Here is a 23,185-nt window from a genome sequence, read left to right on the forward strand (position 1 = left end):
CGGCCGGGCCGCTCTGCCATCGCGGGAGCGACCCGGCCGGCCGGTCAACGGGCGGTCGGTAGCGGTGCAGCGGCCGACGCCGTCCAGGGCTGCGCCGCCTCGACCGCGCGGATGTGTCGGTAGGCGAACCAGAGCGGCGGGAACGCGCCGACCGCGAACGAGAGGTCGACAAGCGTCCAGAACCAGGGGATGTCCCGGATCGGGCCGCAGATCACCGCCAGAGGCACGATGCCGGCGCAGGCGATCATGCCGACCTGGACCACCCACACGTTGCGGACCGGGTCACGCAGCGGCCCCCAGAACGCCACCGCGAGCACCAGGTGCGCGAAGGCCAGCCAGTCGGTGCCGTACCGCAGGAACGGGTAGTCGTCACCGGCCGCCACCAGTCCGACGTGGACCCGCTCGATCCAGTCGACAAGCGCCGGGAACTGCCCGGCGAGCGGATCGGTCGCCGCCAGCAGCCAGCGCACCTCGACCTCCAGCGGGAACGCGGTCACCCCGCTGAGGAAGAGCCCCGCCACCACCAGCCAGAGCCAGCGGCGGATGCGCCGCAGGCGTACCTCGACGTCCATGGCCGCAGCCTAATGACGGTCGTCGTGCCGTCGGGACCCCGTTCGGCATGACCTGGGCCACCCTCCCGGACGGCCGCGCGGGCGCCGCGCCGCGCGGCGGTGGCGGCGGGTGTTAAGAAGGGCCCCCTCCTCTACCTGAGGCGTTAAAAGGGGGCCCTTCCTTTCACCTGGCGGCGAGCGGCTGGCGGGCCGGGTCGACCGGGGCGGGCAGCTCGCCCACCCCACCCAGGTAGGAGTGGATCGCCGCCGCGGCGGCGCGTCCCTCGGCGATCGCCCAGACGATCAGCGACGCGCCCCGGTGCATGTCACCGGCGACGAAGACACCGTCGGCGGCCTGCCAGTCGGGGCCGGAGTCGATCGCGCCCCGGCCGTTGCGGGTCACCCCGAACTGGGCCAGCAGCGGCTGCTCCTCGGTGCCCTCGAAGCCGATGGCGAGCAGCACCAGGTCGGCCGGGATCTCCCGCTCGGAGCCGGGCAGCGGCGTGACGATGCGCCGGCCGTCCACCTTCTCCACTGTCACCTCGGCGATCCGGACCGCGCGGACCTGGCCGGTGCCGTCGTCCACGAACTCCTGCACGGCGACCGCGAAGACGCGCTCGCCGCCCTCCTCGTGCGCCGGGTAGTTGCGCAGCAGCCACGGCCAGGTCGGCCACGGGTCGCGCTCCGCGTCGCGCTCCGTGGGCGGCTGCGGGTAGAGGTCGAGCTGGTGTACGCCGGCCGCGCCCTGCCGGTGCGCCACGCCGAGGCAGTCCGCGGCGGTGTCGCCACCACCGATGATCACCACGTGCTTGCCGGCGGCGTCGATCGGCGTACCGTCGGGCAGCGTGGCGAGCGCGGGCCGCCCGTCCCCGGCAGCGGCCACCACCCGGTTCGCGGCGACCAGGTGCGACATCGCCTGGTGCACGCCGCGCAGGGCCCGGCCCGCCGTCTCCGGGGTGTCCCGGCCCTGCAACGCGCCGCAGGCGAGCAGCACCGCGTCGTGCTCGGCGCGCATCTGCTCGGCGGTCACGTCGACGCCGACCTCGACGCCGGTCCGGAACCGCACACCCTCGGCGGTGAGCTGGGCCAGCCGCCTGTCGATGTGCTGCTTCTCCAGCTTGAAGTCGGGGATGCCGTAGCGGAGCAGGCCGCCGATCGCGTCGTCGCGCTCGTACACGGTGACCGTGTGACCGGCGCGGGCCAGCTGCTGCGCGGCGGCCAGCCCGGCCGGGCCGGAGCCGACGACCGCCACCGACCGGCCGGTCGGGGCGGAGGCGGGCCGGGGCCGCAGGCCGTCGCGGGCCACCGCCGCGTCGGCGATCTCCACCTCGACCTGCTTGATGGTGACCGGCTGCTGGCCACCCAGGCCGAGCACGCACGCCGCCTCGCACGGCGCCGGGCAGAGCCGCCCGGTGAACTCGGGGAAGTTGTTAGTGGCGTGCAGCGACTCCACAGCGGCGTCCCAGTTGCCGGTACGGACCAGGTCGTTCCAGTCCGGGATGCGGTTGCCCAGCGGGCAGCCGTCGTGGCAGAACGGGATGCCGCAGTCCATGCACCGGGTGGCCTGCTCGCGGATCAGCTCCTCACCGGCCGGCGGGTAGACCTCCCGCCAGTCGGAGATGCGCACCGGCACCGGACGGCGGGCCGGCAGCCGCCGGTCGTAGCGCAGGAAACCGTTCGGGTCAGGCACGAGCCACCTCCTGGGCGACCGCCCGGGGCGCGGGCGGTACCGGCGCGGCCGACGGCACGCTGAGCGCGCTCATCACCGCGTCGTCGACGTCTCGGCCGGCGGCTTCGGCGGCCCGCATGATCTCCATGACCCGGCGGTAGTCCCGGGGCACCACGGCGGTGAACTCCTCCACCGCCTGCGGCCAGCGCTTGAGCAGGTCCTCGGCGACCGCCGAGTCCGTCTCGGCGAAGTGCCGCTGCACCAGCTCGTGCAGCCGGTCGCGCTCCTCGTCGCGCAGCGGCGACAGGTCGACCAGCTCCGCGTTCACCAGCCGCTCGTCGAGCCGGTGCACGAACGCGGTGCCGCCGGACATGCCGGCGGCGAAGTTGCGCCCGGTCGGCCCGAGCACCACGACGGTGCCGCCGGTCATGTACTCGCAGCCGTGGTCGCCGAGGCCCTCGACCACCGCCACCGCGCCGGAGTTGCGCACCGCGAACCGCTCCCCCACCCGGCCGCGCAGGAACACCTCGCCGCCGGTGGCGCCGTACAGGATGGTGTTGCCGGCGATGATCTGGTCCTCGGCGCGGCGGCCCGGCGTGGCGTCCACGCCGACGAACGGCGCGGCGGCGTCCGGGCGCACCACGATCCGCCCGCCGGACAGGCCCTTGCCGACGTAGTCGTTGGCGTCGCCGTACAGGCGCAGCGTGACCCCGCGCGGCAGGAACGCGCCGAACGACTGGCCGGCGGTGCCGCGCAGCCGGAACTCGACTGTGTCGTCGGGCAGGCCGGCGCCGCCGAAGCGGCGGGTCACCTCGCCGCCGAGCATCGCGCCGACGCTGCGGTGCTCGTTGCGGACCTCGACCTCGACCCGGACCGGGGTACGGTCGCGCAGCGCCGGCCCGGCCAGCTCGATGAGCCGGTTGTCCAGCGCCGCGTCGAGGCCGTGGTCCTGCGCGCGTACGCCCCGGCGGGACGCCCCCTCGGGCAGCTCCGGCAGGTGCAGCACGCGGCTCAGATCGAGCCCGTGGCCCTTCCAGTGGTCGATCGCGCCGGCCACGTCGAGCAGCTCGGTGTGGCCGATCGCCTCGTCGATGCTGCGGAAGCCCAGCTCGGCCAGGTAGCCGCGGACCTCCTCGGCGAGGAACAGGAAGAAGTTCTCCACGAACTCCGGCTTGCCGGTGAAGCGCTCGCGCAGCACCGGGTTCTGGGTGGCGATGCCGACCGGACAGGTGTCCAGGTGGCACACGCGCATCATCACGCAGCCCTCGACGATCAGCGGCGCGGTGGCGAAGCCGAACTCCTCGGCGCCGAGCAGCGCCGCGATCAGCACGTCCCGGCCGGTCTTGAGCTGACCGTCGACCTGCACCGTCACCCGGTCACGCAGCTTGTTCAGCAGCAGCGTCTGCTGCGCCTCGGCCAGGCCCAGCTCCCACGGGGTGCCGGCGTGCTTGAGCGAGTTGAGCGGGGACGCGCCGGTGCCGCCGTCGTGTCCGGAGATCAGGATGACGTCGGCCTTGAGCTTGGCCACGCCCGCCGCGACGGTGCCCACGCCCACCTCGCTGACCAGCTTGACGTGCACCCGGGCGGCCGGGTTGACGCACTTCAGGTCGTGGACGAGCTGGGCCAGGTCCTCGATCGAGTAGATGTCGTGGTGCGGCGGCGGGGAGATCAGGCCCACGCCGGGGGTGGCGTGCCGGGTCCGGGCGATCCACGGCCAGACCTTGTTGCCGGGCAGCTGCCCGCCCTCGCCGGGCTTCGCGCCCTGCGCCATCTTGATCTGGAGGTCGTCGGCGTTGACGAGGTATTCGCTCGTCACGCCGAACCGGCCGCTGGCGATCTGCTTGACCGCCGAGCGCCGCGCCGGGTCGTGCAGCCGCTCGACGTCCTCGCCGCCCTCACCGGTGTTGGACTTGCCGCCGAGCCGGTTCATCGCGATGGCGAGCGTCTCGTGCGCCTCCGCCGAGATCGACCCGTACGACATGGCGCCGGTGGCGAAGCGCTTGACGATCTCGGTGGCCGGCTCGACCTCGTCCAGCGGCACCGCCGGGCGTACGCCGGTGCGCAGCGTGAACAGCCCGCGCAGCGAGCCCGCCCGCGCGGCCAGCTCGTCGACCTTGGCGGTGTACTGCCGGAACACGTCGTACTGGCGGCTGCGGGTGGCGTGCTGGAGCAGGAAGACCGTCTCCGGGTTGAACAGGTGCAGCTCACCCTCGCGGCGCCACTGGTACTCGCCGCCGACCTCCAGCCGGTCGGTGGCCTGCGCGCCCGGCGCCGGCCAGGCCCGCGCGTGCCGGGCCGCGACCTCGGCGTGGATCTCGGCCAGGCCGATGCCGCCGATGGTGCTCGGCGTGCCCCGGAAGTATCTGTCGACCAGGCGGGTGTCCAGGCCGACGGCCTCGAAGACCTGCGCGCCGCAGTAGGACGACACGGTCGAGATGCCCATCTTGGACATGATCTTCAGGACGCCCTTGCCGAGCGCCTTGACGTAGTTGCGGACGGCCTTCACCCGATCGACGCCGGCCAGGACGCCGGTGGAGATCATGTCCTCGACCGACTCGAAGGCCAGGTACGGGTTGACCGCCGCCGCGCCGTACCCGATCAGCACCGCCGCGTGGTGCACCTCGCGGCAGTCGCCGGACTCGACGATCAGCGCCACCTGGGTGCGGGTCTGCTCGCGGACCAGGTGCTGGTGCACCGCGGCGGTGAGCAGCAGCGACGGGATCGGCGCCAGGTCGGCGTTGGAGTCCCGGTCGGAGAGCACCAGGATGCGCACGCCGTCCTCGATCGCCTCGGAGACGTGCCGGCAGATCTCGGTCAGCCGGGCCTTGATGCCGGCGCCGCCGTCACGGATCCGGTACAGGCCGGACACCCGGACCGCCTTGAAGCCGGGCAGGTCGCCGTCCTCGTCGATGGACAGGATCTTGGCCAGCTCGTCGTTGTCGATCACCGGGTACGGCAGCACGATCTGCCGGCAGCTCGCCGGCCCCGGGTCGAGCAGGTTTCCCTCCGGCCCGATCGTGGACGCCAGGCTGGTCACCAGCTCCTCCCGGATGGCGTCCAGCGGCGGGTTGGTGACCTGGGCGAAGAGCTGGTGGAAGTAGTCGTAGAGCAGCCGCGGCCGGGTCGACAGCGGGGCGATCGGCGTGTCGGTGCCCATCGAGCCGATCGGCTCCGCGCCGCTGCGGGCCATCGGGCCGAGCAGGATCTTCAGCTCCTCCTCGGTGTAGCCGAACGTCTGCTGGCGGCGGCGTACCGAGTCGTGGGTGTAGACGGTGTGCTCGCGCGGCGGAAGGTCGTCCAGCTCGATCAGGCCGGCGTGCAGCCACTCCTGGTACGGCTGCTCGGCGGCCAGCTCGGTCTTGATCTCGTCGTCGGAGACGATCCGGCCGTTGACGGTGTCGACCAGGAACATCTTGCCCGGCTGGAGCCGGCCCTTCGCGACCACGCTGGCCGGGTCCAGGTCGAGCACACCCGCCTCGCTGCCCAGCACCACCAGGCCGTCGGCGGTGTGCCACCAGCGGCCCGGGCGCAGGCCGTTGCGGTCCAGCACCGCGCCGACGATCTCGCCGTCGGTGAACGCGACGGACGCCGGGCCGTCCCACGGCTCCATCAGGCTGGCGTGGAAGCGGTAGAACGCGCGCTTGTCGGCGCGCATGTCCGGGTCGTTCTCCCACGCCTCGGGGATCATCATGAGCACCGCGTGCGGCAGGCTCCGTCCGGCCAGGTGCAGCAGTTCCAGCACCTCGTCGAAGTTGGCCGAGTCGGACGCCGCCGGGGTGCACACCGGGAAGACCCGGCGGATGTTGCCCGGGATGCTCGGGCTGCGCAGCAGCGCCTCGCGGGCCTGCATCCAGTTCCGGTTGCCCCGGATCGTGTTGATCTCGCCGTTGTGCGCGATGAACCGGTACGGGTGCGCCAGCGGCCAGGACGGGAACGTGTTCGTGGAGAAGCGCGAGTGCACCAGCGCGATGGCGCTGACCACCCGCTCGTCGGTCAGCTCCGGGTAGAACGCCGGGAGCTGGTCCGGGGTGAGCATGCCCTTCCACACCATGGTGCGGCCGGACAGCGACGGGAAGTAGGCCGGCACGCCCCGCTCGGCGGTCTCCCGCTCGACCTGCTTGCGCAGGCAGAACGCCACCCGGTCCAGGTCGAGCCCGGTCAGCGGGGAGCCGGCCGGGCCGGCCGGCGAATCGGTCAGCCGGCGCGCGGCCACGAACAGCTGCCGGACCCGGGGCATCGCCGCGAGCGCGGTCTCCCCCAGGCCGGACGCGTCGGTCGGCACCTCCCGCCAGCCGAGCACGTCGGCGCCCTCGACCAGCGCGTACTTGTCGACCACCCGGCGGGCGCGGGCCTCGGCCGCGTCGTCGTCGGGCAGGAACACCAGACCGGTGGCGTACTGGCCGGCCGGGGGCAGCGGGAAGTCGACGGTGGCGCGCAGGAACGCGTCCGGCACCTGGATCATGATGCCGGCGCCGTCGCCGGTGTTGTGCTCCGCGCCCCGGGCGCCCCGGTGGTCCAGCCGGCACAGCGCCCCGAGGCCGTTCGCGACGACCTGGTGCGAGCGCCGCCCGTGCAGGTCGGCCACGAAGGCCACGCCACAGGCGTCGTGCTCGTACGCGGGGTCGTAGAGCCCGGTCTGCGGGGCCGACTGCGGGCTGTGAGGGTACGGAAAGGCCACCGGGCCTCCTGTCGTCACTCAGGATGGATCATGACGGGGACGACGTCGGCCCTCTGCGGTTTATTGAGTCTACGTTAGGGCTTCCGGCGCAAGGCCAGTTCAGATTGATCACACTTCCAGATGCTGGGACGTGTAGTCTCGCGCGGTGGATCTCGCACGCGCTGACGTACTCGCCCGGTTGGAGCGGTTCTACGACGCGGTGCCCCGCGACGGGGCGCGAACCGAGGAACACGGTGCCCTGGTGCTGTTCGTCCGGGACGGCGCCGGATGGCCGTTCTACGCCCGCCCCCGCCCCGACGCCACCGAGCCGCCGACGCTCGCCGACGTGACAGCCGTCCGCGCCCGGCAGCGGGAGCTGGGCCTGCCGGAGGCGTTCGAATGGGTGCACGAGCACCAGCCGGACCTGCTGGCGGTGGCCCGCTCGGCCGGGCTCGGCGTGCTGGAGGCGCCGCTGATGCTGCTGGAGCCGGAGCGGCTGCCCGAGCCGGGGACGTTCGGTGACGTACCGGTGCGGGTGCTGGACCCCGGCGACCCCGGCTTCGCGACCGACATCGCGCTGCGGCGGGCGGTCGCCGCGGTCGGCTTCGCCAACGGCGGCACCGCGCGCGGCGACGCCGGACCGGCCGAGCGGGACGCCGCCCTCGCCCAACTGGACATGGCGGCGCTGGAGGAGGAGGCGACCCGGGTCGCCGACGGACGGCGCGTCTCGGTGCTCGCCGAGCTGCCCGAGGAGGGCGCGGTCGCCAGCGGGATGGCCATGCGGGTGGACGACGTGGCGGAGATCGCCGGCGTGGCCACGCTGCCGTCCGCCCGCCAGCGCGGGCTGGGCGCGGCGGTGACCGCCACCCTGGCGCGGGAACTGCTCGCCGCCGGCACCGGCCTGATCTTCCTGAGCGCCGGCAGCGAGGACATCGCCCGCGTGTATCTGCGGGTCGGGTTCCGCCGGGTGGGCACCGCCTGCGTCGCCGAGCCCGCCGCCGTCATCTGAGCACCGACCCGACGCCGCACGCGGACGGTCAGGACGGCGGCTGCCAGGCGGCGGCGGCTGCGGCGGCGGTGTTGCGCAGTCGCGGGCTGATCGTCCCCAGGGCGGCGTCCCGCGCCCGCAACGCCAGCCGGCCCCGGGCCTGCAGGACCGCCGACATCCGCCGGGTCTGCCGGACCATGGTGGCCGCGCGGGGACGGCGCAACCTGTCGTACGCGGCCACCGCGTCCGGCAGCCGCGACTCCCGCAGCAGCCCGGCCAGCGTCGCCGCGTCCTCGAACGCCAGGCAGGCGCCCTGCCCGAGGTGCGGCGGCATGGCGTGCGCCGCGTCGCCGAGCAGCACCACGCCGCCCGGGCCGGCCGGGAAGCCGTACGCCTTCGGCAGCGGGCGCAGCTCGCGGATCTCCTGCTGGACCACGTCCTCCGGGTCGGTCGCCTCCAGCAGCGTGCCGATCGGCGCGGGCCAGCCCGCGAACCAGCGTTTGAGCAGCGCGAGCTGGATCTCCGGCGGCTCCGGGCGGGGCGCGCCGGCTGCGGTGGCGACCCAGTAGACGCCACCCCGGCGGGAGGCGCCGGCGGTGCCCCGCTCGCCGAGCGAGGCGGCCAGGAAGCGGTATCCGGCGCCGAGCGTCTCGCCGTGCACCGGCTGGTCATCGGGTAGCTGGGGGGCCCGGTACCAGGGGATGACCGCCCGCCACGCGGCGCACCCCGAGCTGACCACTGCGGTCTCCGGGGCGAGGTGCCGGCGGATCTCGCTGTCCGTGCCGTCGGCGGCCACCACCAGGTCCGCCTCGTAGGTGTGCCGGCCGTCGCCCACCGCCGGACGCTCACCGGAGGCCGCGCGCACCGTCCGCACCGCCACGCCGGTACGCAGCTCGACCCGCTCGCCCAGGCCGGCGATGAGCGCGTCGTGCAGATCCTCCCGGTGCACCACCACCGGCATCCGCTCGGCCGGTGTGGACCGGGGCTGCACCAGCCAGTGGCCGTCCGGGCGGCGCACGCCGCCGTCGGGCAGCGGGGTGGCGATCGCGTCCAGCCCGTCGCCCAGCCCGAGGGCGCGCAACGCGCGTACCCCGTTGGGCCAGAGCACCACGGCGGTCGGCTCCGGGCGGACCCGGTCGGCGCGTTCCAGCAGCGTGACCTGCCAGCCCGACCGGGCCAGCACACCGGCCGCCGCCATTCCGCCGAGGCCGGCGCCGACCACCACCGCGCTGCGCATGACTCCCCCGCTCAGCTGTCCCGGTCCGCCGGGCGCCCGCCGCCGTCGGCCCGGCCGGCGTTCGTGCGCCCGGCGTCCGCCCGTTCCGGGCTTTCGTCGGCCTCGTCCGCACTCCCGGTGGTGGCGGCGTCGGTAGTCGCGCGTCCGGCGTCGCCAGTGGCGTCGTCGTCGGCCTTCGTGACGTCGTCGGAGGCGTCCGGGCGTTCGTCGTCGGCGGCCGGCTCCGCCGGTGGCAGCACGCCGGTCTCCCGGTACGCGTCGAACTGTTCCTCGGTCACCACCCGGTAGCCCTCCGGCGCGACCGGCTGCGCGCCGGCCTCCCGGGCGGAGAGGTCGACCTGGGACACGTCGCCGGCCGGGGCGGCCACGGGAGCGGGCTCGCCCACCGGCACCAGGTATTCGCGGGGCCCGCGGACCCGGATGAAGTAGGCGAGCGCGCCGAGGAAGACCAGCACGGCGGTCCAGACGTTGAGCCGTACGCCGAGGATCAGGTTCGCCTCGTCGGTGCGCATCAGCTCGATCCAGAACCGGCCCGCCGTGTAGCCCATCACGTACAGCGCGAACGCCCGGCCGCGACCGAGCCGCAGGCGCCGGTCGAGGAACAGCACCAGCGCGGCGACGCCGACGTTCCACAGCGCCTCGTAGAGGAACGTCGGGTGGTAGAGCCCGGGCTGGAGCACCGGGTTGCCGGCGTCGTCACGCAGCGCGTGACCCGGATTGTCCGGGTCCATCACGTGCACTTCCAGGCCCCACGGCAGCGTGGTCCGCCCGCCGTACAGCTCGTTGTTGAACCAGTTGCCCAGGCGGCCCACCGCCTGCGCCAGCGGCAGCCCCGGCGCCAGCGCGTCGGCGATCACCGTCAGCGGGATGCCGAGCTGCCGGGCGGCGAGCCACGCGCCGACCGCGCCACCGGCCACCGCACCCCAGATGCCGAGCCCGCCCTCCCAGATGTAGAGCGCCTTGATCGGCTCACCGCCGGCGCCGAAGTATTTCTCCGGCGAGGTGATCACGTGGTAGATCCGCGCGCCGATGATGCCCGCCGGCACGGCCCAGACGGCGATGTCGAGCACCGCGCCCGGCGCCACACCGCGGCGGCGCAGCCGGTACTCGGTGACCACGCAGGCCACCACGATGCCGAGGATGATGCAGAGCGCGTACGCCCGGATCGGAACCGGACCGAGCTGCCAGACGGCGGTGCTGGGGCTGGGCATGGCCGCCAGTGGGGTCATCGGGGCGAGGGTCACGGGTGCACACGGTACCGGTGCGGACTGTGTGCGCGGCACCCCGGGCCGCCTGCCGCGCGGGTCGGATGACATCTGGTTTGCACGGTCGTAGGCTCTTTGTCCATGACCCCGCTCACCTGGGCGGTCGCCGCTGTCGTCACCGACGGCTCCGGCCGGCTGCTGCTCTGCCGCCGGTCCGAGGGAGCCCGGCGCTGGGGCCTGCCGGGCGGGCGGCTGCGTCACGACGAGAGTCCGGCGGACGCCGTCGTCCGGGCGGTCCGCGCCGAGACCGGCTGGGCGGTGGCGCCGGCCGACCTGGTCGGCCTCTACCGGGTCACCGATCCGCAGGCGCCTCCGCCGCCGGCCGGGCGGTGCGGCGGGCGACCGGACGTGCTGGTGCACGTGTTCCGCGCCGCGCCGGCCGGCGTCGGGCCCACGGGCGATCCGGTGGCCGGATGCCTGGTGGAGTGGTGGTCCGCGGAGGGGATGCCCGGCGCGCTGACCCCCACCACGCGCGCGGCGGTCGCGGACGCGCTGGCCGGCCGCTCCGGCGTGCTCCGCCACACCACGGCCGCCGACCCGCTCACGCCACCCGGCGACGGGCAGCCCGCCCCGCCCGGCCAGCGCGCGTCCGAGCAGGCCGACAGCAGCAGCCGCTGACCGTCCTTCCCGCTCGACGCGGGACTCTCTCAAGATCTTGGTAGGTTTCGGCCCCCGGCGCGGTGGGCGGTGTCCCGGTCTCGCCGGGAGCGGGTGGAGCGGACCGGCCGTCAGCGAGCGGGGTTGCGGACGCCCTCGGCCAGCTCGGCGCTGAGCTTGCGCAGGGCGGTCAGGCCGGCGGCCTGGTCCGGGGCGTCCAGCACGCAGCGGACCAGCGCGCTGCCCACGATCACCGCGTCGGCGTACCCGGCGACGGTGGCGGCCTGCGCGCCCGTGCCCACGCCCAGCCCGACACCGACCGGGATGTCGGTGACCTCGCGCAGCCGGGAGACCAGGATCGGGGCCGCCTCGGAGGTCTGCGCCCGGGCGCCGGTGACACCCATGATCGCGGTGGCGTAGACGAAGCCGCGGCAGTGCTCGACAGTCATCCGCAGCCGCGCGTCGGTCGAGGACGGCGAGACCAGGAACGTGCGGTCCAGGCCGTGCGCGTCGGAGGCGGCCAGCCACTCGGCGGCCTCGTCCGGGATCAGGTCCGGCGTGATCAGGCCGGTGCCTCCGGCGGCGGCCATGTCGCGGGCGAACGCGTCCACGCCGTACTGCTCGATCGGGTTCCAGTAGGTCATGGTGACCACGCTCGCCCCGGTCGCGGCGACCGCCTCGACGACGCGCAGCGCGTCCGCGACGCGGACCCCGCCGGCGAGCGCGATGTCGCTGGCCTTCTGGATGACCGGGCCGTCCATCACCGGGTCGGAGTACGGGATCTCCACCTCGATGACGTCCACGCCCGCCTCGACCATCGCCTTCATGGCGGCGATGCTGCCCTCGACGGTCGGGAAGCCGGCCGGCATGCAGCCGACCAGGACGGCCCGTCCGTCCGCCCGCGCCTTGTCGAAGGCGACCCCGATGCGGCTCACGCTGTCACTCCTTGTCGAGGATGCCGAAGTACGCGCCGGCGGTGTGCACGTCCTTGTCACCCCGGCCGGACAGGTTCACCACGATCAACGGTTCCCGGCCCAGTTCCTCGGCGAGCCGGGGGGCGATGGCGCGGGCGCCGGCGAGCGCGTGCGCGCTCTCGATCGCCGGGATCACGCCCTCGGTGCGGCAGAGCAGCTCGAACGCGGCCATCGCGTCGGCGTCGTCGACCGGCAGGTAGGTGGCCCGGCCGGCGTCGTGCAGCCAGGCGTGCTCCGGCCCGACGCCCGGGTAGTCCAGACCGGCCGAGATCGAGTGCGACTCGATGGTCTGCCCGTCGGCGTCCTGGAGGACGTACGTGCGGGTGCCGTGCAGCACGCCGGACGACCCGCCGGTGATGCTGGCCGCGTGCCGGCCGGTGTCGACGCCCTCGCCACCGGCCTCGAAGCCGTAGAGACGGACCCCGGCGTCCGGCACGAACGCGTGGAAGATGCCCAGCGCGTTGGAGCCGCCGCCGACGCAGGCCGCTACCGCGTCCGGCAGCGTGCCGGTCAGGTCCAGGCACTGCTGGCGGGCCTCCACGCCGATGCCGCGCACGAAGTCGCGGACCATCTCCGGGAACGGGTGCGGCCCGGCGGCGGTGCCGATCAGGTAGTGGGTGTCCTCGACGTTGGCGACCCAGTCCCGCATCGCCTCGTTCATCGCGTCCTTGAGCGTGCGCGAGCCGGTGGTCACCGGGACGACAGTGGCGCCGAGCATCCGCATCCGCGCCACGTTCAGCGCCTGCCGCTCGGTGTCCACCTGGCCCATGTAGACGACGCACTCCAGGTCGAACAGCGCGGCGGCGGTGGCGGTGGCCACGCCGTGCTGCCCGGCGCCGGTCTCCGCGATCACCCGCCGCTTGCCCATCCGCCTGGTGAGCAGCGCCTGGCCCAGCACGTTGCGGACCTTGTGCGCACCGGTGTGGTTGAGGTCCTCCCGCTTGAGCAGCACCCGCGCGCCGATCTGCGCGGAGAACCGCCGGGCCTCGTAGAGCAGCGAGGGCGTGCCGGCGTAGTCGCGCAGCAGCGCGTCGAACTCGGCGAGGAACTCCTCGTCGCCCATCGCCTTGCGGTACGCCGCGTCCAGCTCGTCGAGCGCGGCGACGAGCGCCTCGGGGACGAACCGGCCGCCGAACCGGCCGAAGTGACCGGCGGCGTCGGGGACCTGGCCGGCTGCGGGTGCGGCGCTCATCGCGGGCGTCCTCTCGGATCGGGTGGCCCGGCGGCTCAGCGCACCGGGCGGGGCGTGGCCGGGTGGTTACCGGCGTTTACCAGCTCGGCGACGGCTTCGCGTGGGCTCTTCTGGGTGACCAGGCCCTCGCCCACCAGCACGGCGTCGGCGCCGGCGGAGGCGTACCGGATCAGGTCGTGCGGACCGCGCACCCCGGACTCGGCGATCTTGACGACGCTGCTGGGCAGGCCGGGCGCGATCCGCTCGAACACCGAGCGGTCGACCTCAAGCGTACGCAGGTCGCGGGCGTTCACGCCGATGACCTGCGCGCCGGCCTCCAGGGCGCGGTCCGCCTCCTCCTCGGTGTGCACCTCGACCAGCGCGGTCATGCCCAGCGACTCGATCCGCTCCAGCAGGCCGACAAGCGCGTTCTGCTCCAGCGCGGCGACGATCAGCAGCACCATGTCGGCGCCGTGCGCGCGGGCCTCGTGCACCTGGTAGCTGGAGACGACGAAGTCCTTGCGCAGCACCGGCACGTTCACCGCGGCCCGCACCGCCGCCAGGTCGTCGAGCGACCCGCCGAACCAGCGGCCCTCGGTCAGCACGCTGATCGCCCGCGCGCCACCTGCCGCGTAGTCCCCGGCCAGATCGGCCGGGTCGGCGATCTCGGCCAGCCGCCCCTTGGACGGCGACGAGCGCTTCACCTCGGCGATCACGGCCACGCCGGCCCGGCGCAGGGCCGCGTACGCGTCGAGCGGTGGTGGCGCCGCGGCGGCCAGTTCACGGATCCGCTCCAGCGGAACCTGCTCCTGGCGCCGGGCCACGTCCTCACGTACGCCGGCCAGGATCTCGTCGAGCACCCCTGCGGACGGCGCCGCTCCGGCGTCGTCCCCCTCCGCGTGCGCATGCTCAGCAGTCACCAACGGACTCCCCTCTCCGGGCGTCATGGGCCGATGCTAGGGGGCGCCACCTGGCGACGAGTGCCGGGGGGTATGGCGCACCTCACGACATGGGCTGTGGCATGATGGCCGACTTGCGGTGAACGCCATGTCACGCAGCGCCACCACTGGCATCGACCGTCACCCATCCCTATCTCACCACGACCGTTCCGGGCCCGCAGGACGGGCTCCGGCGGGCGGCTGTGACCAAGGTCAAGGACCTCCGGCCCTGCCCAGGTAGTACCCGGTGCGACACCGTTGACCTGTGCTTCACGACGGCGAAACGTGTGCCCGGAAGCATCGTCGTCGGGCACACTCGACGCCGGCGGCTGCCGACCGTCGCAAACGATCTCGTGTGGGGTGACCATGAACGCCAACGGGCCGACCCAGGGCATCGGCTTGACCACCATCTCCCGTACCGTCGCCTCCCTCGCCGTCGGCGTGGTGGACACGCTGGAGCGCGCGGTGGCCGGGGATGGCCGGACGCGTACCGCCCGGGGCAACGCCTGGGAGGCGGTCTGCGCCGACCGGGCCCGCGCCGAGCAGCGCCGCGAGCTGGAGCGGCTGGTGGCCGAGCTGACCGCCGCGCGCGCCGCGGCCCGGAGGCGCCGCGACGCGCGCGAGGCGCAGCCGGTCAGCTGACCGTCGGGTCCTCGCCCCGGTCCAGCGCGTCCCACGCGTCCCGGGTGCCGCGCTCGACCGCCGGCCGGCCGGGCTCGTCCGCCGGAGCGGGCCGCCGCTCGTACCGGGCGCCCATCGCCGGCCAGCCGTCGCCGCGCAGCGCGGTGAACGCGCCGCCGGCCGCCAGGGCGAGGCCACCGGCCAGCACAAGTGCCGGCCACTGCCGGCTCACCCCGCCCTCGGTCAGGCCGATCCCGCCGCCGACCGCCACGGCCACGCCGATGCCGGCCAGCAGCACCCCCAGCAGGCGGCGCAGCCGTCCCCGGGTGGCGAGCACCGCGCCACCACCTGCCAGCCCCACGTAGGTCAGCGCCAGCACCCACGGCAGCAGCTCCGTACCGGTGCGCTCGGCCCGCCCGGACGGCAGCGACCCCCGGGCGGTCACCTCCGCCGCCCAGGTCCGGGTCACCGCCCAGCAGGCCAGGCCGGCGCCGGCCAGGCAGAGCAGCACCGCGTACGCCAGTTCGCGCCGGCCGCGGGCCGGTGGCGCGGTGGTGCCGGGCGCGCTCACCGGGCCGCCCGCAGCGTCTCGGCGGCCGCGATGGCGGCGAGCACGGCGGCGGCCTTGCTCCGCGTCTCCCGGTCCTCGGCGGCGGGGTCGGAATCGGCCACGATGCCGGCCCCGGCCTGGACGTAGGCGCGGCCGTCGCGGATCAGCGCGGTACGGATCGCGATGGCCATGTCGAGGTCGCCGCCGAACGCGAAGTAGCCGACGGTGCCGCCGTAGACACCGCGCCGGACCGGCTCCAGCTCCTCGATGATCTCCATGGCACGCACCTTGGGCGCCCCGCTGAGCGTCCCGGCGGGGAACGTCGCGGCCAGCGCGTCGAACGCGGTGCGGTCGTCGCGCAGCTCGCCCACGACTGTGGAGACGATGTGCATGACGTGGCTGTAGCGCTCGATGGTGGCGAACTCGGGCACCTCGACGGTGCCCGGCCGGCACACCCGGCCCAGGTCGTTGCGGCCCAGGTCGACGAGCATCACGTGCTCGGCGCGCTCCTTGGGGTCGGCGAGCAGCTCGGCGGCGAGCCGGGCGTCGCCGTCCGGGGAGCCGCCGCGCGGACGGGTGCCGGCGATCGGGTGCAGCAGCGCCCGCCGCCGCCCGTCCGGGCCGGCGCTGACCTTGAGGTGCGCCTCCGGCGACGAGCCGACGATGTCGAAGCCGTCGAAGCGCAGCAGGTACATGTACGGGCTGGGGTTCGTGGTGCGCAGCACCCGGTAGACGTCGAGCGGGTCGGCGTCGGTGGGGCGCTCGAAGCGCTGGCTGAGCACGATCTGGAAGCACTCGCCGGCCCGGATCGCCTCCTTGGCCGTCTCCACCGCCTTCGGGTAGCCGCCCTCGGGGGTACGGCTGACCACCTCGCCGACGCCGGGCCGGCCCACCGTCGAGACCATGGGCGGAATCGGTCGGGACAGCGCTGTGGTCATCGCGTCGAGGCGACCGACGGCGTGATGGTACGCGGCCTCGACCCGCTCGTCCCGCCCGGGAGTGTCCAGCGGCGGCAGCACCGCGTTGGCGACCAGGATCGCCGAACCCTCGTAGTGGTCAAGGACCACCAGATCGGTCGCGAGCATCATGCCCAGCTCGGGCACGTCCAGCTCGTCCTCGGTCAGCTCGGGCAGGCGCTCGAAGCGGCGGACCAGGTCGTACGCGAGGTAGCCGACCAGGCCGCCGGTCAGCGGCGGCATGTCGCCGGCCGGGTCCCAGGCCGGCCCGGCCAGCGCCGCGACCGACTCGCGCAGCACGGTGACCGGGTCGCCGGAGGTGGGCACGCCGGCGGGCGGGGTGCCGGTCCAGCTCGCCGCGCCGTCGCGCTCGGTGAGCGTGGCGCTGCTGCGTACGCCGATGAACGAGTAGCGCGACCAGGCCGTGCCCGCCGAGCCGACGCCCTGTTCGGCGGACTCCAGCAGGAACGTGCCGGGGCCGCCGGCCAGCTTGCGGTAGACCCCGACCGGTGTCTCCGCGTCGGCGAGCAGCCGCCGGGTCACCGGTACGACCCGCCAGCGGGCGGCCAGGTCGGCGAAGGTGGACCGGTCCGGGTGGACCGTGCCGTCGGTCACGGGGTCGCCTCCGGGGAGCTGACCGGCAGTTCGGTGAAGAAGCAGGTGCGCTGCCCGGTGTGGCAGGCCGCGCCGACCTGTTCCACGCCGACCAGCAGCGCGTCGCCGTCGCAGTCCAGCGCCACCGAGCGCACGTACTGGTGGTTGCCCGAGGTGGCGCCCTTGACCCAGTACTCGCCGCGGCTGCGCGACCAGTAGGTGGCCCGCCCGGTGGTGAGCGTGCGGTGCAGCGCCTCGTCGTCCATCCAGGCGACCATCAGCACCTCGCCCGTGTCGTGGGCGCGGACCACGGCGGCGACCAGGCCGTCCGGGGTGCGGCGGAGCTTCGCGGCGATGGCCGGGTCGAGCCGGGACGGGCGGGCCGGTCCGGGAGTGGGGGCGCCGGTCAGCGGCGCGTCAGGAGCGGGCACGGTTGACCATTCTCCCGCACGCGGCCCGGGCCGTGCCGACGTGTCCCGGGAGACGGGCGGCTCGCGCCTCCGGCGGGGGCGTTCAGCCGGATTCCTCCTCCGCCCGGCGGTACGCGTCGATCTTGTGTTCGAGAACCTTCAGGTCCTCCTCCAGCTCGGCCATCCGGGCCAGCACCCGGGCCCGGTGCGCCTCGAACAGCGCCCGCCGCGCGCCGAGCGTGCTGTCCCCGTGCCGGGCCAGTTCGGCGTAGCGGCGCATGTCGCGCACCGGCATCCCGGTGCGCCGCAGCCGGGTGAGCAGGAACAGCCAGTTGACGTCGGACTCGGTGTAGCGCCGGCGGCCGGACGAGTCCCGCCCGACGCGGCCCACCAGGCCCTCCTGCTCGTACCAGCGCAGCGTGTAGGTGGTCAGGCCGACCCGTTCCGCCGCCTCACCCACGGTGAGGCTCATCTCCCGCGTGCTGATGTCCACGCCCTTCAGGCTTCCAGTTCGAGCGCACTCGAAGTCAAGTCCCTCATTGCCAGGGACGGGGAATTCACCTACCGTTGAGTTCAACGGGTGATGAATTGACGGAGGCGAGCATGGACGACGCGGTGTCGGTCCGCGAGCTGGTGGTCGACCGGGGCGGACGGCGGGTGCTGCACGGCATCACCTGCGCGGTGCCCCGGGGCAGCGTCACCGGACTGCTCGGGCCCAGCGGCAGCGGCAAGACCACGCTGATGCGCGCGGTGGTCGGCGTGCAGACGATCGGCGCCGGCACCGTCGACGTGCTCGGCCGCCCGGCCGGCTCGGCCGACCTGCGCCGCCGGGTGGGTTACCTGACCCAGGCGCCGAGCGTCTACGCCGACCTGACGGTGCGGGAGAACGCCCGCTACTTCGCGGTGCTCCAGGGCCGGGGCCGCGCCGAGGCCGACCGCGCGGTCGCCGATGTCGGCCTGGCGACCGCCGCCGACCAGCTCGTCGGCACGCTCTCCGGCGGCCAGCGCAGCCGCGCCTCGCTGGCCTGCGCGCTCGTCGGCGAACCGGAGCTTGTCGTCCTCGACGAACCCACAGTGGGCCAGGACCCGGTGCTGCGGGCCGACCTGTGGGCCCGGTTCCACGCCATGGCCGCGAACGGCACCACGCTGCTGGTCTCCAGCCACGTGATGGACGAGGCCGCCCGCTGCGACCGGCTGCTGCTGATCCGCGAGGGCCGGCTGATCGCCGACGACACCCCGGCGGCGGTCCGCGCCACCACCGGGACCGACGACCTGGAGGAGGCGTTCCTGCGCCTGATCCGCGACGCCGAGGGAGAGGCGCGATGAACGGACGCATCCTGGCCGCCACCACCGGGCGCATCCTGCGCCAGCTCCGGCACGACCGGCGGACCGTGGCGCTGCTCGTGGTGGTGCCGTCGGTGCTGCTCACGCTCGTCTACTTCATGTACGTCGACCAGCCCGCCCCGCCCGGCGCGCCCAGCACGTTCGACCGGGTGGCCCTGATCATGCTGGGCTTCTTCCCGTTCATCATCATGTTCCTGGTGACAAGCATCGCCATGCTGCGCGAGCGCACCACCGGCACGCTGGAGCGCCTGCTCACCACGCCGCTGGGCAAGCTGGACCTGCTGTTCGGGTACGGCATCGCGTTCGGCCTGGCCGGGGTGCTCCAGTCCACAGTGGCATCGGTGGTCGCGTACCGGGTGTTCGGCCTGGAGACCGCGGGCAGCGCGTGGCTGGTCGTGCTGATCGCCGGGGTGAACGCGGTCCTGGCGGTGGCGCTCGGCCTGTTCTGCTCGGCGTTCGCCCGCACCGAGTTCCAGGCGGTCCAGTTCATGCCGGTGGTGGTGGCCCCGCAACTGCTGCTGTGCGGCCTGTTCGTGCCGCGCGGCGAGATGGCCGGCTGGCTCCAGGCGGTCAGCGACGCGCTGCCGCTGTCGTACGCCGTCGAGGCGTTGCAGGAGGTCGGCGCGCACGCCGAGCCGACCGGGACGATGTGGCGGGACGTGGCGATCGTGGCCGGGGCGGCGGTGGCGGCGCTGGTGCTTGCCGCCGCGACGCTGCGCCGGCGCAGCGGGTGAACGCGCGGCGCACCGGGCGGCGGCCCGGCAACCCGGACACCCGCGAGGCCATCCTCACCGCGGCGCGGGAGGCCTTCGCCGAGCGCGGCTTCGACGCCACGTCGATCCGGGCCGTCGCCACCGCGTCCGGCGTGGACCCGGCGCTCGTGCACCACTACTTCGGCGGCAAGGAGGAGCTGTTCCGGGCCGCGACGGCGTTCCCGGCCGACCCGGGGCGGCTGCTGCCTGTGGTGCTCGACGGCAGCCCGGAAGCGGTGGGCGAGCGGATGGTCCGGGTGTTCCTGGAGGTCTGGGACTCCCCCGCCGGCACCGCCGGGGTGGCGCTGCTGCGTTCGGCGGTGAGCAACGACTGGACCGCCCGGCTGCTGCGCGAGTTCCTGGTCACGCAGGTGCTGCGCCGGGTGCTCGACCATCTCGACGTCGACCCGGCGCAGCGCGCGCTGCGCGGCGGGCTGGTCGCCACCCAGCTCGCCGGGCTGGCCATGATGCGGTACGTGCTCCGCCTCGACGCGGTGGCCGGCGCCGAGCCGGCGACGCTGGTGGCCGCCGTCGGCCCGACGGTCCAGCGTTACCTCACCGGCGACATCGCCTGAGCCGCCCCCGTGCCGTGCGGCGCCGACGGCCGGTCCGGCCGGCTCAGGCCGCGGCCCGGGGGCAGAGCATCGGGTGGAGCAGGCGGGACAGCTCCGCCACGTCGGCGACGGGCCGGGCAAAGGCGAGCCGGGCCCGCCGGGTCGCCCCGGGCCGCCCGTGCGCGACCACCAGCCCGTACCTGTCGATCCGGACCACCCGCGGGGTGCGGTCGCCGGTCAGGGCCAGCCGCCGCCGCAGGTAGTCGCCGACCTGTTCGCCGTGGTGGTCGGTCAGGTCGGCCAGCAGCTCGGCCTCGACCGGGTGCAGCGGGTCCGGTTCGGCCTCCGCGTACGCCTCGGGGTCGATCCGGCGCACGCGCCCGGCGCGTTCCCAGCGGGCCTCGGCCACCTCGAATCGGTGCAGGTGGAACCGGCTGCCCACGTCGAGCAGGTCACCGACCGGGTCGGTGGCGGCGAAGTCGACCGCCGCGTCGCGCGCCTCGTCCCCGTCCAGCCGCGTCGCCCAGCCGGACACCCAGGCCCGGCCGAGCGAGGGCGCCCCGGCGGCGGGCGGCAGGTCGAGCACGTCGAGCACGGTGGCCACGTCGGTGTCACCGGACGGCGGCACGAGCGCCGCGGCGAAATCACTGACGACGGGCACGAGCAGCAGGACCCGCCCGTCGGCGTCGACGGCGTGCCGGGCCTGGTGCGGGCCGGGCTGCCGGGCCAGGTGGATGAGGGCGGGCAACCGGCCCGCGACCAGGGTTCGCACGATCTCCGCCGGGCTGGGTCGCATGATCCCGACCTCCTCAACATAGGTTAGGCTTGCCTAAGTAGAAGGCTAGACGATCGGAGACCTCCGCGTGAACCACCCCCGGCCCAAGGCCCGGCTCTCCCGCGCCCTCGGCATCCCGCTGACCCGCAAGTGCGTGCGGTACTTCGAGCGACGCCCCTACCCGCCGGGTGTGCACGGCCGCTCCCGCCGCACCACCTCCGACTACCAGGTACGGCTGCTGGAGAAGCAGCGGCTGCGCCACCAGTACAACGTCAGCGAGGCCCAGCTCCGCCGGCTGTTCGACGAGGCGGCCCGGGGCGCCGGCAAGACCGGCGAGACGCTCGTCGCGCTTCTGGAGCGGCGCCTCGACGCGGTGGTGCTGCGGGCCGGGCTCGCGCGCAGCGTCTACCAGGCCCGCCAGCTCGTCGCACACGGCCACATCACAGTCGACGGGCGCAAGGTCGACCGGCCGTCGTACCGGCTGCGGCCCGGCCAGGTGGTCGGCGTACGCGAGCGCAGCCGCGCGCTGCCGCCGTTCCAGCTCGCCGCCACCGGTGCGCACGCCGACGCGCAGCCCCGGCCGTACCTCTCGGCGCAGCCGGCCGAGCTGCGCGCCACGCTGGTGCGCGAACCGGCCCGGCACGAGGTGCCGGTGGTCTGCGACGAGCAGCTCGTGGTGGAGTTCTACTCCCGCTGACCGCCGCTCCCGAGCAGACCCGCCACGATCAGCGGGTCTGCTCCAACCCTGGTGGACCCGCCAGAATCAGCGGGTCTGCTCCAACCAGGACGCGTACAACAGCGCGTACACCGAGTCCGGGTCGCGGACCAGCTCCTCGTGCGGGCCGCGCTGCACGATCCGGCCCCGGTCCACCACGATCACCTCGTCGGCGGCCTGCGCGGTGGACAGCCGGTGCGCGATGGCGAGCGTGGTCCGGCCCCGGGTTACCGCGTCCAGCGTCCGCTGCAGGCGGACCTCGGTGGCCGGGTCGACCGCGCTCGTCGCCTCGTCCAGCACCAGCAGGTCCGGGTCCGCGACGTACGCCCGGGCCAGCGCCACGAGCTGCCGCTCGCCGACGCTCAGCGCCTCCCCGCGCTCGCCGACCGGCGTGTCCAGCCCGGACGGCAGCCCGTCCAGCCAGTCCGACAGGCCCAGCTCGGCGAAGGCGGCGGTGAGCCGCTCGTCGGTCAGGTCCGGGCGGGCGAAGCGGACGTTCTCCCCGACCGTGGCGTCGAACAGGAAACCGTCCTGCGGCACCATCACCACCCGGGAACGCAGCGAGTCGAAGCGCACCTGACGCAGGTCCACCCCGGACAGCAGCACCGCCCCCTCGGTCGGGTCCATCAGCCGGGTGAGCAGCTTGGCGAACGTGGTCTTGCCGCTTCCGGTCTCGCCCACCACCGCCACCCGGCTCTTCGCCGGGATGTCGAGCGTCACGCCGTGCAGCACCGGCGGCCCCCCGGGATAGGCGAACGTCACACCGGCGAACCGGGCGTCCAGCGGCCCGGGCGGCAGCTTCCGGCCCTGCTCGCCCGGGTCTGCCACGTCCGGCGAGACGTCCAGCACGTCGAGCACCCGGCGCCACCCGGCGATCGCGTTCTGCGCCTCGTTCAACACCTCGGTGGCGATCTGCACCGGCTGGATGAACAGCGTGACCAGGAACAGGAACGCGGTGAGCTGGCCGACAGTGAGCGTGCCGTCCACGCCGAGGCTGACCCCGACCACCACCACGCCGGCCAGCGCCAGCCCGGCGGCCAGCTCCCCCACCGAGCTGCCCATGATGCTGATCCGGATCGCCCGCTGCTGGGCCACCCGCTGCCCGTCGATGGCCGTGTCCAGCCGCCGCGCGGTGCGCCCGGCGATGCCGTACGCCCGGATCACCGGCGCGCCCACCACGCTCTCGCCGATCGCGCCGAGCAGCGTGCCGGTGCGCTGCCGCACCAGCCCGTACGCTCCGGCGAGGCGGCGCTGCAACTGCCGGATCACCAGCACCGCGGGCGCGAACGCGACGAGCACCACGAGCGTCAGCTGCCAGGAGTACGCGAGCATCACGGCGGTGGTCACCAGCAACTGACCCAGGTTGACGATCAGGATCACGCCGCCCCACTGGAGGAACTGGGTGATCTGGTCGACGTCGCTGGTGACCCGGGAGACCAGCGAACCGCGCCGCTCGGACTGCTGGTGCAGCATGGACAGGTCGTGCACGTGCCGGAACGCCCGGGTACGCACCCCGGCCAGCGCGGTCTCGCTCACCGTGAACAACCGGCGCATCATCAGGTAGCCGCACGCGGTGGTGAGCACCAGCACCCCGGCGGTGATCGCCACGGTGAGCGAGATGACGTTCAGGTCGAGGCCGCCGACGATGCCGTGGTCGATACCGCGCTGCACCGCCACCGGCACCGCGACCCGGCCGACCATGTAGACCAGCGCCAGCGCCAGCGTGCCGGCCAGGCCGGTGCGCAGCTCCGGGGAGAGCGCCAGCCCGCGCCGCAGCGTCCGCCAGGTCGACTCGGCGGCCTCGGTGTTCCGGTCCGCCTCCGCCGTCGTCGCGCTCACCGGGCCCACCTTTCGTTCGCGACTGCGG

Annotated in this window: 21 protein-coding genes; 7 read left to right on the plus strand and 14 right to left on the minus strand. The window is 74.4% G+C overall.

All coding sequences use genetic code 11. From position 1 onward, the window contains the following. Positions 1–44: 44 nt before the first annotated feature. The 3 genes from AB0B20_RS09355 to gltB all read right to left on the minus strand — a co-directional run bounded on the left by AB0B20_RS09355 (position 45) and on the right by gltB (position 6,898). Positions 45–572 carry a hypothetical protein gene (locus AB0B20_RS09355; RefSeq protein ID WP_357380885.1) on the minus strand — a complete coding sequence of 176 codons (528 nt, stop codon included), beginning with the start codon at positions 570–572 and terminating at the stop codon, positions 45–47. A 163-nt stretch (positions 573–735) separates the two neighbouring features. After that, positions 736–2,241, minus strand: coding sequence for a glutamate synthase subunit beta (locus tag AB0B20_RS09360; protein ID WP_357469496.1), 1,506 nt, complete (start codon positions 2,239–2,241; stop codon positions 736–738). Continuing rightward, a complete protein-coding gene (gene gltB, locus AB0B20_RS09365) occupies positions 2,234–6,898 on the minus strand; it encodes a glutamate synthase large subunit (RefSeq protein WP_357380881.1) in 4,665 nt (1,554 codons plus the stop codon). The genes AB0B20_RS09360 and gltB overlap by 8 nt, the downstream gene beginning before the upstream one ends. Positions 6,899–7,043: 145 nt before the next feature. Between gltB and AB0B20_RS09370 the strand changes: the two genes are divergently transcribed. Then, positions 7,044–7,886, plus strand: coding sequence for a GNAT family N-acetyltransferase (locus AB0B20_RS09370; RefSeq protein WP_357469499.1), 843 nt, complete (start codon positions 7,044–7,046; stop codon positions 7,884–7,886). Between the two features lie 28 nt (positions 7,887–7,914). On the opposite strand, the gene AB0B20_RS09375 is transcribed toward AB0B20_RS09370, so the two are convergent. Further along, positions 7,915–9,102, minus strand: a complete 1,188-nt coding sequence (locus tag AB0B20_RS09375) for an NAD(P)/FAD-dependent oxidoreductase (RefSeq protein WP_357380877.1) — start codon at positions 9,100–9,102, stop codon at positions 7,915–7,917. Between the two features lie 11 nt (positions 9,103–9,113). Further along, complete coding sequence (lgt, locus tag AB0B20_RS09380) at positions 9,114–10,346, minus strand: prolipoprotein diacylglyceryl transferase (RefSeq protein WP_357469502.1); 1,233 nt, start codon at positions 10,344–10,346, stop codon at positions 9,114–9,116. Between the two features lie 102 nt (positions 10,347–10,448). Here lgt and AB0B20_RS09385 point away from each other — a divergent pair, with 102 nt between their 5' ends. Further along, positions 10,449–10,985 (plus strand): NUDIX hydrolase, encoded by a 537-nt coding sequence (locus AB0B20_RS09385; protein ID WP_357380873.1) that lies wholly within the window; start codon positions 10,449–10,451, stop codon positions 10,983–10,985. Between the two features lie 110 nt (positions 10,986–11,095). On the opposite strand, the gene trpA is transcribed toward AB0B20_RS09385, so the two are convergent. The 3 genes from trpA to trpC are packed head-to-tail and all read right to left on the minus strand — an operon-like array spanning position 11,096 to position 13,969. Beyond that, positions 11,096–11,899, minus strand: a complete 804-nt coding sequence (gene trpA / locus AB0B20_RS09390) for a tryptophan synthase subunit alpha (RefSeq protein ID WP_013287551.1) — start codon at positions 11,897–11,899, stop codon at positions 11,096–11,098. A 4-nt stretch (positions 11,900–11,903) separates the two neighbouring features. Next, positions 11,904–13,130 carry a tryptophan synthase subunit beta gene (gene trpB / locus AB0B20_RS09395; RefSeq protein ID WP_357380870.1) on the minus strand — a complete coding sequence of 409 codons (1,227 nt, stop codon included), beginning with the start codon at positions 13,128–13,130 and terminating at the stop codon, positions 11,904–11,906. A gap of 35 nt (positions 13,131–13,165) precedes the next feature. Further along, positions 13,166–13,969 (minus strand): indole-3-glycerol phosphate synthase TrpC, encoded by an 804-nt coding sequence (gene trpC / locus AB0B20_RS09400; RefSeq protein WP_357381170.1) that lies wholly within the window; start codon positions 13,967–13,969, stop codon positions 13,166–13,168. Positions 13,970–14,413: 444 nt separating this feature from the next. On the opposite strand from trpC, the gene AB0B20_RS09405 reads away from it, so the two are divergent. After that, positions 14,414–14,689: a hypothetical protein gene (locus AB0B20_RS09405; RefSeq protein ID WP_357381168.1), complete on the plus strand. Its 276-nt coding sequence runs from the start codon at positions 14,414–14,416 to the stop codon at positions 14,687–14,689. On the opposite strand, the gene AB0B20_RS09410 is transcribed toward AB0B20_RS09405, so the two are convergent. The 4 genes from AB0B20_RS09410 to AB0B20_RS09425 all read right to left on the minus strand — a co-directional run bounded on the left by AB0B20_RS09410 (position 14,682) and on the right by AB0B20_RS09425 (position 17,671). After that, entirely contained in the window at positions 14,682–15,239 is a 558-nt protein-coding gene (locus AB0B20_RS09410; RefSeq protein WP_357469507.1) for a Trp biosynthesis-associated membrane protein, read from the minus strand. The genes AB0B20_RS09405 and AB0B20_RS09410 overlap by 8 nt on opposite strands. After that, the gene (locus AB0B20_RS09415) at positions 15,236–16,789 is read right to left on the minus strand and encodes an anthranilate synthase component I (RefSeq protein WP_357380866.1); all 1,554 of its coding nucleotides are present in this window, start codon (positions 16,787–16,789) and stop codon (positions 15,236–15,238) included. The genes AB0B20_RS09410 and AB0B20_RS09415 overlap by 4 nt, the downstream gene beginning before the upstream one ends. After that, on the minus strand, positions 16,786–17,199 hold the full coding sequence (hisI, locus tag AB0B20_RS09420; RefSeq protein ID WP_357380864.1) for a phosphoribosyl-AMP cyclohydrolase: 414 nt from the start codon (positions 17,197–17,199) through the stop codon (positions 16,786–16,788). The genes AB0B20_RS09415 and hisI overlap by 4 nt, the downstream gene beginning before the upstream one ends. Positions 17,200–17,281: 82 nt before the next feature. Further along, a complete protein-coding gene (locus tag AB0B20_RS09425; protein WP_013287558.1) occupies positions 17,282–17,671 on the minus strand; it encodes a MerR family transcriptional regulator in 390 nt (129 codons plus the stop codon). Between the two features lie 110 nt (positions 17,672–17,781). On the opposite strand from AB0B20_RS09425, the gene AB0B20_RS09430 reads away from it, so the two are divergent. Genes AB0B20_RS09430 through AB0B20_RS09440 form a run of 3 tightly spaced genes read left to right on the plus strand, consistent with a single transcriptional unit; the run spans position 17,782 to position 19,849 of the window. Beyond that, positions 17,782–18,504, plus strand: a complete 723-nt coding sequence (locus tag AB0B20_RS09430) for an ABC transporter ATP-binding protein (protein WP_357469513.1) — start codon at positions 17,782–17,784, stop codon at positions 18,502–18,504. Then, positions 18,501–19,256 carry an ABC transporter permease gene (locus tag AB0B20_RS09435; RefSeq protein WP_357380859.1) on the plus strand — a complete coding sequence of 252 codons (756 nt, stop codon included), beginning with the start codon at positions 18,501–18,503 and terminating at the stop codon, positions 19,254–19,256. The genes AB0B20_RS09430 and AB0B20_RS09435 overlap by 4 nt, the downstream gene beginning before the upstream one ends. Further along, complete coding sequence (locus tag AB0B20_RS09440) at positions 19,253–19,849, plus strand: TetR family transcriptional regulator (protein ID WP_357469518.1); 597 nt, start codon at positions 19,253–19,255, stop codon at positions 19,847–19,849. Before AB0B20_RS09435 ends, AB0B20_RS09440 begins: the two co-directional genes overlap by 4 nt. Before the next feature lie 43 nt (positions 19,850–19,892). Here AB0B20_RS09440 and AB0B20_RS09445 read toward each other — a convergent pair whose 3' ends face one another. Beyond that, entirely contained in the window at positions 19,893–20,624 is a 732-nt protein-coding gene (locus AB0B20_RS09445; RefSeq protein ID WP_357469522.1) for a DUF2470 domain-containing protein, read from the minus strand. Positions 20,625–20,691: 67 nt separating this feature from the next. Here AB0B20_RS09445 and rpsD point away from each other — a divergent pair, with 67 nt between their 5' ends. Continuing rightward, a complete protein-coding gene (gene rpsD, locus AB0B20_RS09450) occupies positions 20,692–21,300 on the plus strand; it encodes a 30S ribosomal protein S4 (RefSeq protein WP_357380853.1) in 609 nt (202 codons plus the stop codon). Between the two features lie 66 nt (positions 21,301–21,366). Here the strand turns inward: rpsD and AB0B20_RS09455 are convergent, their stop codons facing one another. Beyond that, a complete protein-coding gene (locus AB0B20_RS09455) occupies positions 21,367–23,157 on the minus strand; it encodes an ABC transporter ATP-binding protein (RefSeq protein WP_357380851.1) in 1,791 nt (596 codons plus the stop codon). Between the last annotated feature and the right edge of the window lie 28 nt (positions 23,158–23,185).

This window comes from Micromonospora sp. NPDC049151, from assembly GCF_040648395.1.
Classification (GTDB): Bacteria; Actinomycetota; Actinomycetes; order Mycobacteriales; family Micromonosporaceae; genus Micromonospora.

Excerpts from the sequence above, each read along its gene's own strand:
- AB0B20_RS09435 (WP_357380859.1), top strand. The coding sequence starts at position 18,501 with ATGAACGGACGCATCCTGGCCGCCACCACCGGGCGCATCCTGCGCCAG.
- trpB (WP_357380870.1), bottom strand. The coding sequence starts at position 13,130 with ATGAGCGCCGCACCCGCAGCCGGCCAGGTCCCCGACGCCGCCGGTCAC.
- AB0B20_RS09445 (WP_357469522.1), bottom strand. The coding sequence starts at position 20,624 with ATGCGACCCAGCCCGGCGGAGATCGTGCGAACCCTGGTCGCGGGCCGG.
- AB0B20_RS09385 (WP_357380873.1), top strand. The coding sequence starts at position 10,449 with ATGACCCCGCTCACCTGGGCGGTCGCCGCTGTCGTCACCGACGGCTCC.
- AB0B20_RS09375 (WP_357380877.1), bottom strand. The coding sequence starts at position 9,102 with ATGCGCAGCGCGGTGGTGGTCGGCGCCGGCCTCGGCGGAATGGCGGCG.
- AB0B20_RS09430 (WP_357469513.1), top strand. The coding sequence starts at position 17,782 with ATGGACGACGCGGTGTCGGTCCGCGAGCTGGTGGTCGACCGGGGCGGA.
- AB0B20_RS09405 (WP_357381168.1), top strand. The coding sequence starts at position 14,414 with ATGAACGCCAACGGGCCGACCCAGGGCATCGGCTTGACCACCATCTCC.
- AB0B20_RS09355 (WP_357380885.1), bottom strand. The coding sequence starts at position 572 with ATGGACGTCGAGGTACGCCTGCGGCGCATCCGCCGCTGGCTCTGGCTG.